Source organism: Mycobacterium sp. (genome assembly GCF_050701675.1).
Taxonomy (GTDB): domain Bacteria; phylum Actinomycetota; class Actinomycetes; order Mycobacteriales; family Mycobacteriaceae; genus Mycobacterium.
Map to the genome: position 1 here is coordinate 1 of NZ_JBOGDD010000917.1, position 8,496 is coordinate 8,496.

8 protein-coding genes are annotated in these 8,496 nt (G+C 66.5%); 3 read left to right on the plus strand and 5 right to left on the minus strand.

Features of this window, described 5'->3' with window-relative positions:
* Positions 1–475 (plus strand): 2,3-bisphosphoglycerate-dependent phosphoglycerate mutase (locus ACRDUX_RS27895; protein ID WP_526418592.1); only part of this gene is annotated, 475 nt, incomplete at its 5' end.
* 53 nt (positions 476–528) lie between these two features.
* Here the strand turns inward: ACRDUX_RS27895 and ACRDUX_RS27900 are convergent.
* A complete protein-coding gene (locus tag ACRDUX_RS27900; RefSeq protein WP_526418594.1) occupies positions 529–1,092 on the minus strand; it encodes a TetR family transcriptional regulator in 564 nt (187 codons plus the stop codon).
* 86 nt (positions 1,093–1,178) lie between these two features.
* Between ACRDUX_RS27900 and ACRDUX_RS27905 the strand changes: the two genes are divergently transcribed.
* Complete coding sequence (locus ACRDUX_RS27905; RefSeq protein ID WP_526418605.1) at positions 1,179–2,099, plus strand: SDR family oxidoreductase; 921 nt, start codon at positions 1,179–1,181, stop codon at positions 2,097–2,099.
* A gap of 395 nt (positions 2,100–2,494) precedes the next feature.
* A complete protein-coding gene (gene car / locus ACRDUX_RS27910) occupies positions 2,495–6,019 on the plus strand; it encodes a carboxylic acid reductase (RefSeq protein WP_526418596.1) in 3,525 nt (1,174 codons plus the stop codon).
* A 92-nt stretch (positions 6,020–6,111) separates the two neighbouring features.
* Here the strand turns inward: car and ACRDUX_RS27915 are convergent, their stop codons facing one another.
* The 4 genes from ACRDUX_RS27915 to pdxA all read right to left on the minus strand — a co-directional run.
* The gene (locus ACRDUX_RS27915) at positions 6,112–6,444 is read right to left on the minus strand and encodes a hemophore-related protein (RefSeq protein ID WP_526418598.1); all 333 of its coding nucleotides are present in this window, start codon (positions 6,442–6,444) and stop codon (positions 6,112–6,114) included.
* A gap of 267 nt (positions 6,445–6,711) precedes the next feature.
* Entirely contained in the window at positions 6,712–6,939 is a 228-nt protein-coding gene (locus ACRDUX_RS27920) for a hypothetical protein (protein ID WP_526418600.1), read from the minus strand.
* Between the two features lie 105 nt (positions 6,940–7,044).
* The gene (locus tag ACRDUX_RS27925) at positions 7,045–7,812 is read right to left on the minus strand and encodes a DeoR/GlpR family DNA-binding transcription regulator (protein ID WP_526418602.1); all 768 of its coding nucleotides are present in this window, start codon (positions 7,810–7,812) and stop codon (positions 7,045–7,047) included.
* Between the two features lie 8 nt (positions 7,813–7,820).
* On the minus strand, positions 7,821–8,496 hold a 676-nt coding region (gene pdxA, locus ACRDUX_RS27930; RefSeq protein WP_526418604.1), incomplete at its 5' end, for a 4-hydroxythreonine-4-phosphate dehydrogenase PdxA.

An 8,496-nucleotide genomic window follows, 5' to 3' on the forward strand; every position in this document is an offset into this window, starting at 1 on the left:
CGGGTCGCTCCAGGGGCGGGTGAAGAGCGAGATACTCCGGGAGTTCGGCGAGGAGCGCTACGTCGCGTGGCGCCGCTCCCATGACGTCGCCCCACCACCCATCTCGGCTGCCGAGTTCGAGCGACTGGCACGCGACCAGCGCTACGCAGCAATCCCGACGGAACTCATACCGCATGCGGAGAGCCTCGTGCAGGTCACCACCCGATTGCTGCCCTACTGGTCGGGCGCGATCACGCCCGGCCTTCGCGCGGGTCGCATCGCTTGCATTGTCGCACACGGCAATTCACTTCGAGCCCTGGTCACTCACCTCGACCGGCTGTCCGGCGAGGCGTCCGCCCGGCTCAACATCCCCACCGGAATACCACTGGTCTACGAACTCGACGACTCGCTCGAACCCGTCACGCCTGGCGGCAGATACCTCGACCAGGAGCGAGCCGTCATTGCGATCGAGGCGGTTGCGAACGAAGGACGGTGAGAACTTAACTCCCCCTTGGTAAATGGCAGCTCACCCCCGTTCGGGGGCGCGGCTCATCCGGCCGTGACGGCCTTGAACTCCGCGAGCGTGTCTCGCATGACGTCGGCGAAGGCGCGGTCATTGGACGCGTCGACCCAGGTGCCGAAGCCGATCCTGAACACCGCGATTCCCGCCTCTGCGGCCAACAGCGCGGCAGCGTCGCCGACCCCACGGCCGCGAAGCCCCCCGGCGACCGCCGCAGCGAGTGAGGCGAGCTTGATCAGTTCGCGCTCTTGAAGACTCGGGTTCGCGGCGATCACGCCCTGGCGTCTCTGCGCGTTTTCGCGACGCTCCTCGAAGAACCCGGCGGCGGCCTGAAGGGCGGCTCCAACGGCGTCGATGGGGGCGAGCGACTCGGGCGCACTCGCAACGGCGTTCTCGAACAATTCCACCAATGAGTCGGACCCGAAGAACAACACCTCTCGCTTGTCGGCGAAGTAGCGAAAGAAGGTGCGCTCCGTGAGTCCCGCTCGCTCGGCGATGTCTGCCACTGCAGTCGACTCGAAGCCCCGCTCGGCGTACAACTCCAACGCCGCCTCCTGAAGGCGGCCGACCGCATCCGGCTCCCATCGGCCCATGGGGAAGATGTTAGTTGATGACAGCCGCTGACATCCCGGCTATGGTGACGATGACAGTAACTGACATCAATTTCGTGGAGGTCTTCATGCGCATCTTCGTCACCGGCGCGTCCGGCTGGGTCGGCTCCGCCGTCGTCCCCGAGCTCATTGGCGCAGGCCACGACGTAGTCGGGCTGGCCCGCTCCGACGCCTCGGCGGCCGCACTCACCGAGGCAGGCGCCGACGTGCACCGCGGCTCCCTCGACGATCTCGACGGCCTGCGGGCTGCGGCGGTCGCGTCGGACGGTGTCATCCACCTGGCGTTCAAACACGACATCGCGTTCTCCGGCGACTTCGACGGCGCCGTCGCCGCCGACCGTCTCGCCATCGAGGCATTCGGCGAGGCGCTGGCGGGTTCCGATCGCCCGTTCGTCATCGCCGCGGGAACACTCGGTCTCACACCGGGGCGGGTGGCGACCGAACAGGACGGGCGCACCGCCGGTCAGGCTGCGATCGGCGGTGGGCCCGCGGGTCGAATGGACAACGCGCGACTGGTGCTGTCCCTCGCCGACCGCGGCGTCCGCTCGGTGGTGCTGCGGCTCCCGCCGACGGTGCACGGCGACGGCGACAACGGCTTCGTCCCCACCCAGATCGCCATCGCCCGCGACAAGGGCGTCTCCGGCTACATAGGCGAAGGAGCCAATCGCTGGCCCGCCGTCCACCGGTCCGATGCCGCCCGCCTCTTTCGCCTCGCCGTCGAGCAGGCGCCCGCCGGTTCGGTACTGCACGCGATCGACGACGAGGGCGTACCGGTCCGAGAGATCGCGGAGGTGATCGGGCGGCACCTCGACCTACCCGCGGTCTCGATCGCACCCGAGAACGCCGGCGCGCACTTCGGTTGGCTGGCGGGATTTCTCGACGCCGACAGCCCGGCCTCCAGCGCCGCGACCCGCGAGTCGACGGGGTGGCGTCCAACGCAGCCCAGGCTGATCGAGGATCTCGACAAGGGGCACTACTTCCAAGGCTGAACGCCGTGGACGGATGCGGGCCGGTGAGATTGATCACCGGCCCGCATCTGACTGTGGGCAGTCGGCCCGGCACGCCTTGCCATGTGCGCCCAGTCGGTGTAGCTGTGCTCGACGGTGTGCTGGCTACCACATTCGCAGGCGCAACGGCACGTCACGGACGGTACCGTCGCGCGGCGCATGAGCCATGGAGGGTAGCTGAAAGCTCCTGACTCACAATGGTGCTCGGGTCTCGATGCCCGATCGAAATCCTTCGACGAGTGAACCGCATCACAGCTCCGTGTCCACTCACAGCAAGCATGCAGGAATACATAGGTTTCCTTATCTATTTTTCTTGATAGTGCGCAAAGCAATGCGCCTATTAGCGATTCGAAATTTAGATCTGCCAAGGAGACACCATGTCAGCTCCAGCCAACGCCCGCGAGGCACGGCTAGCCCGTCGATTCGAGAGGTTGACCTCCGACGACGCGCAACTCATTGCCGCTCAGCCCGATCCATCGGTGACCGCCGCACTCGACGGCCTGATCCTCGCGGACGTGATCCGCACCGTGATGAATGGTTACGCCGACCGGCCTGCCCTCGGACAGCGCGCCGTCGAGTTCGTCACCGACGCCTCCGGCCGCACCGTCGCCGAACTGCAGCCGCACTTCGACACCATTACCTACCGCGAGACGTGGTCGCGCGTGCGGGCCCTCGCCGACGCACTGGCGGGAGACCCCGTCCAGCCCGGCGACCGGGTCGCAACGCTCGGCTTCACCAGCGCCGACTACGCCGTCGTCGACATGGCACTGTCACTGACCGGGGCCGTCGCGGTGCCGCTGCAGACCAGCGCGCCGGTTCGACAACTGCACCCGATCCTCGTCGAGACCGAGCCGGTCGCCATCCTCTCCAGCATCGACCACCTCGACGACGCCGTCGAGCTCGCGCTGACCGCCCACGCCCCGAAGCGGTTCGTCGTCTTCGACTACCACCCCCAGATCGATGATCACCGAGAGGCCTTTGAGTCCGCGGCCGCGCGCCTGGCCGAGCGTCACGTCAGTGTCGAATCGCTCGACGACGTCATCGCCAAGGGTGCCAAGCATTCCGACGTCCCCGAGACGCAGCGCGGCCATCAGGACGCTCTGCGTCTGCTCATCTACACCTCTGGCAGCACCGGCACCCCCAAGGGCGCCATGTACACCGACCGGCTGATGGCCAACTGCTGGCGCGGGTGGTTCAGCCCCGACTGGGACGTCGACGGCAAGCTGCCCGCGATCACGCTGAGCTTCATGCCCGTGAGCCACGTGATGGGCCGCGTCATCCTGTACTCCACGCTCGGTGTGGGCGGCACGGCGTACTTCGCCGCCAAGAGCGACCTGTCCACCCTGCTGGACGACCTTGCGCTGGTCCGCCCGACGAAGCTTGACCTCGTCCCACGCATCTGGGAGATGCTCTTCCAGGAGGTGCAGAGCGAGGTCGACCGCCGCACGGCGGAGGGCGCAGGCGATGCCGACCGGGCCGCCGTCGAGCTGCAGGTGATGGCCGAGCAACGCGACAATCTCATTGGCGGACGCCAGTTCTCGGCGATGACCGGCTCGGCGCCGATCTCACCGGAGCTGCGCGCCTGGGCCGAGGAGTTCATCGACATCCACCTCATCAACGGCTACGGCTCCACCGAGGACGGCGTCGTGCTCGTCGACGACAAGCTCCGCCGCCCACCCGTGCTCGACTACAAACTGGTCGACGTGCCGGACCTCGGCTACTTCGCCACCGACCGCCCGCATCCGCGCGGCGAGCTGTGGGTCAAGTCCGCCGACGTGATCCCCGGCTACTACAAGCGACCCGACGTGACGGCCGAACTCTTCGACACCGACGGCTGGTACCACACCGGTGACGTCTTCGCCGAGACCGGGCCCGATCAGCTGATCTACGTCGACCGCCGCAACAACGTGCTGAAGCTCTCCCAGGGCGAGTTCGTCACCGTCTCCAAGCTGGAGGCGGCCTACGGCGGCCACCCGTCGGTGCGCCAGATCTTCGTGTACGGCAACAGCGCCCGCTCCTACGTGCTGGCGGTGATCGTCCCCACCGACGACGCTCTGGCCAGCGTCGGCGGAGACGTCGCCGCGGTCAAGCCGCTGTTGAGCGACGCGTTGCAGAGCATCGCGCGCGAGGCCGGGTTGCAGTCGTATGAGATCCCTCGCGACTTTCTCGTCGAGACCACACCCTTCACGCTGGAGAACGGCCTCCTCACGGGCATCCGCAAGCTGGCCCGCCCCCAGCTCAAGGCCCATTACGGCCCCGAGCTCGAACAGCTCTACGTCGACCTGACCGACGGACAGGCGGACGTCTTGCGCACCCTGCGCAAGGACGGGGCGAACCGTCCCGTCCTCGAGACGGTCGGCAAGGCCGCCAGTGCACTGCTCGGCGCAGCCTCCTCCGATGTCGCACCCGATGCCCAGTTCACCGATCTGGGCGGAGATTCGTTGTCGGCGTTGACCTTCGCCAATCTCCTGCACGACATCTTCGAGGTCGACGTGCCCGTCGGCGTGATCGTCAGCCCGGCCAGCGACCTGGCGGCCATCGCCGCGTACGTCGAGACGCAGCGCACCGGTGATTCCAAGCGGCCCACCTACGACGCGGTCCACGGCCGTGACGCCACCGAGGTGCACGCCCGCGATCTCGTCTTGGATCGATTCATCGACGAGGCGACTCTGTCTGCGGCACCGTCGCTTCCGGGACCTGCGCGGGAGGTCCGTACCGTTCTGCTCACCGGGTCGACCGGTTTCCTGGGCCGCTACCTGGCGCTGCAATGGCTCGAGCGGATGGACCTCGTCGACGGCAAGGTCATCTGTCTGGTCCGCGCCAAGACCGACGAGGAGGCGCGCCACCGCCTGGACGACACGTTCGACAGCGGCGATCCGAAGCTCGTCGAGCACTACCAGTCGCTGGCGGCCGAACATCTCGAGGTGCTCGCCGGCGACAAGGGTGAGGCGAATCTCGGTCTGGACCAAGCGACTTGGCAACGGCTGGCCGACACCGTCGACCTGATCGTCGATCCGGCCGCACTGGTCAACCACGTGCTGCCCTACAGCCAGCTGTTCGGGCCCAACGTCGTCGGCACCGCCGAGCTCATCCGCATCGCGCTCACCACGCGCATCAAGCCGTTCGTCTATGTCTCGACGATCGGCGTCGGCGACGGCATCGAGCCGGGCAAGTTCGTCGAGGACACCGACATCCGGCAGATGAGCGCCACCCGCGAGGTCGGCGACAACTACGCCAACGGTTACGGCAACAGCAAGTGGGCGGGTGAGGTGCTGCTGCGCGAGGCCAACGACCTGGCCGGGCTGCCCGTATCCGTCTTCCGCTGCGACATGATCATGGCCGACACCACCTACGCCGGCCAGCTGAACGTGCCGGACATGTTCACCCGGATGATGCTGAGCCTGGTGGCGACGGGGGTGGCACCGGCCTCGTTCTACGAGATGGACGCCGACGGCAGTCGGCAGCGAGCGCACTTCGACGGTCTTCCCGTGGAGTTCATCGCAGACGCGATCTCGACGCTTGGCGTGCAGGTTCAGGCCGGCTTCGAGACGTACCACGTGATGAATCCGTACGACGACGGTATCGGCATGGACACCTACGTCGACTGGCTCATCGACGCCGGTTACCCGATCACGCGGGTGCCCGCCTACTCCGATTGGTTGGCGCGGTTCGACACCTCGCTGCGGGCACTCCCCGAGAAGCAACGGCAGGCATCGCTACTGCCGCTGCTGCACAACTACCAGTCACCGGATCACCCGATCAACGGGTCGCTGGCACCTGCGGACCGGTTCCGGACGGCAGTACAGGACGCCAAAATCGGCCCCGACAAGGACATCCCGCACATCACCGCGTCGGTGATCGTCAAGTACGTCACCGACCTGGAGCTGCTCGGGCTGGTCTGACCGCCAACGAAAAGGCCCACCTCCGAGTAACTTTCACTCGGAGGTGGGCCTTTGTCGTTAGCGTCGGTTGTCGTTGGCGACGACCGACGAAATCAGTAGTTGTTGCAGGTGTTCGCGACCTGAGAGATCAGCCCGACGTTCTGCGCAACCTGGGGAACACCCCGTACCTGATCTATCAGCTGCTGGCGCTTCGCCGGCGGCGCGGCAACCAGGCTCTGTATCCATCCGGTTGCGACGGGGCTGCTGGTCACCTGGTTGGCCGCAGCCGGGTCCTCTGCGGTGAGCGCCGCGATCACCTGCGGATAGGTGCAGGTCGAGTTGACGATGGCCTCGTCGCCGGGCGCAGCCGAAGCGATCCCGCTTCCCGCTGCAAGCGCAATCGCCAAACCACCAAGACCGGCAGCCATTCTCATTGTCAAAGCCATTCTGATCCACCTTCCGACACGTAAGCCCGACGGCATCATCGAAGTGTCGTCACTGAGTTTAACCGTCGGTAATGCCGTTGGCGTTACGTGATCATCGTCACCGCATCGTCGCCGAGGCCGAATATCGAAGGGGGAATCGTTGCCGGCACGGCCGACCGGACGTCGAACCGCAGTTCAGACCGCTACCGGCGACCGATCAGGAAGCCACTCGTTTGCCGGTATCGCGTGTGGTCGCCATCCTCCCACGCTGAGGGCGTAACGGAGGAGTCACTCGGCGACGAGTTGGTCGCTGTCGACGAACACCAGGCTGTCGTCGTCCAGCTGCACCGCCCAGCGACGCGCGGCCTCGGCGATGCGGTCGCCGCCGATCTCAACCGGAATGCCGATGCCGTCACCGAAGTCGTCGACGACGACGCCATGGGCTTCCTTGTCGGTGCTCGGGAAGACCCGTACCCGGGCAGTAATCGTCACTTCGGCTTCTTCGCGTTCACTCATGGTCACTCCCCCGTCTGCGAACGTCCTTCTTAGTGTTCACATTCTCGGACAAAGCACTGCCCCGCGGGGCGATTCGGCCGATATTGAATTCAATGTCACTCACCGTCACACCGTCACGACCGCGATGCCTCGATCGGTGAAGGGACGGGTCTGGGCGTCCGTGGCGGCGGAGTCGGTGACCACCGTGACGTCGGGAGGCAGTGGCGCCCATGCGTGGAACGGCCGGGCACCCAGCTTCGCGGCGTGAGCGAGGACGTACACCGCGCCGGCCCGCTCCATCATGAGTTCCTTGAGGCGCGTCTGTTCCAATTCGGCCTCACATATTCCGCGGTCGGCGGTGACGGCGTCGGCGCCGAGGAAGGCCCGGTCGAACGACAGGCGGGCGAGCGCGGATTCAGTCAATGGCCCCACGAAGCCCTGACTCAGGTGTCGCAGTGTTCCACCGAGGCATTCGATGTGCACTGCATCGGCATCGGCGAGCGCTTCGAGCGCGGTGAGGCCGGCCGTGATCACCGTGAGACCCTCCGCCGCGCGCAGGAACTCGCCCATCGCGCCGACGGTGGTACCCGCGTCGAGCAGGATGGTCTCGCCGGGAAGCACTTGCGTCGCCGCCCATTTCGCGATTGCCCGCTTGGCGTCGTAGCCCTCGAGCGTGCGCTGTCGGATCGACGGCTCGGGATGGGCACCGAGGGCGATCGCGCCGCCGTAGGTTCTTGCGATCAGTCCCTCGGCGGTCAGCTGGGCGAGGTCACGGCGGATGGTCGACGGGGTGACGACGAAGAGTGTGGAGAGCTCCTCGACGCTTGCGAGCCCGCTGGTCTTCGCGAGTCGGACGATCTCGGAGCGTCGTGCCTTCGACTGTCGGACCGCCATCGCCTCTCCTAGACCGTGGCCGTGCTCGTGGCCAGTTCCGCCGCCTGCCTGAGGGCTTCGATCATGCTACCGGGCTCGGCGATGCCCTTACCTGCAATGTCGAAAGCCGTTCCGTGGTCAACCGACGTGCGGATCACGGGCAGGCCGACGGTGATGTTGACGCCGGCTTCGAGGCCGAGCACCTTGACGGGACCGTGGCCCTGATCGTGGTACATCGCGACGATGAGGTCGTAATCGCCGCGGCCTGCGAGGAAGAACGCGGTGTCAGCCGGCAAGGGGCCGTGCACGTCGACGCCTTCGGCGCGCAACAGTTCGACGGCGGGGACGATCTTCTGATCCTCTTCGCCATAGCCGAACAGGCCGTTCTCGCCGGCGTGTGGGTTGATGCCGCACACGCCGATCTTCGGATTCGCGTTGCCCGACCTGACGAGGGCGTCATGGCCGCGGCGGATGGTCCGCTCCACCAGTCCCGGCTCGATTCTGGCGACGGCGTCCAACAGCCCGATGTGAGTGGTCACGTGAATGACCTTGAGCGTGGGTGAGGACAGCATCATCGACACTTCTTCGGTACCGGTCAGATGCGCGAGCAGCTCGGTGTGGCCGGGGTAGATGTGCCCGGCGGCATGCAGCGCTTCCTTGTTGAGCGGAGCGGTGCAGATCGCCTGTACTTCGCCGGCCACCGCC

What these genes read in the sequence shown, in the direction of transcription:
- ACRDUX_RS27905 (WP_526418605.1), top strand. Translation starts at nt 1,179, where the DNA reads ATGCGCATCTTCGTCACCGGCGCGTCCGGCTGGGTCGGCTCCGCCGTC.
- ACRDUX_RS27925 (WP_526418602.1), bottom strand. Translation starts at nt 7,812, where the DNA reads ATGGCGGTCCGACAGTCGAAGGCACGACGCTCCGAGATCGTCCGACTC.
- ACRDUX_RS27900 (WP_526418594.1), bottom strand. Translation starts at nt 1,092, where the DNA reads ATGGGCCGATGGGAGCCGGATGCGGTCGGCCGCCTTCAGGAGGCGGCG.
- ACRDUX_RS27915 (WP_526418598.1), bottom strand. Translation starts at nt 6,444, where the DNA reads ATGGCTTTGACAATGAGAATGGCTGCCGGTCTTGGTGGTTTGGCGATT.
- car (WP_526418596.1), top strand. Translation starts at nt 2,495, where the DNA reads ATGTCAGCTCCAGCCAACGCCCGCGAGGCACGGCTAGCCCGTCGATTC.
- ACRDUX_RS27920 (WP_526418600.1), bottom strand. Translation starts at nt 6,939, where the DNA reads ATGAGTGAACGCGAAGAAGCCGAAGTGACGATTACTGCCCGGGTACGG.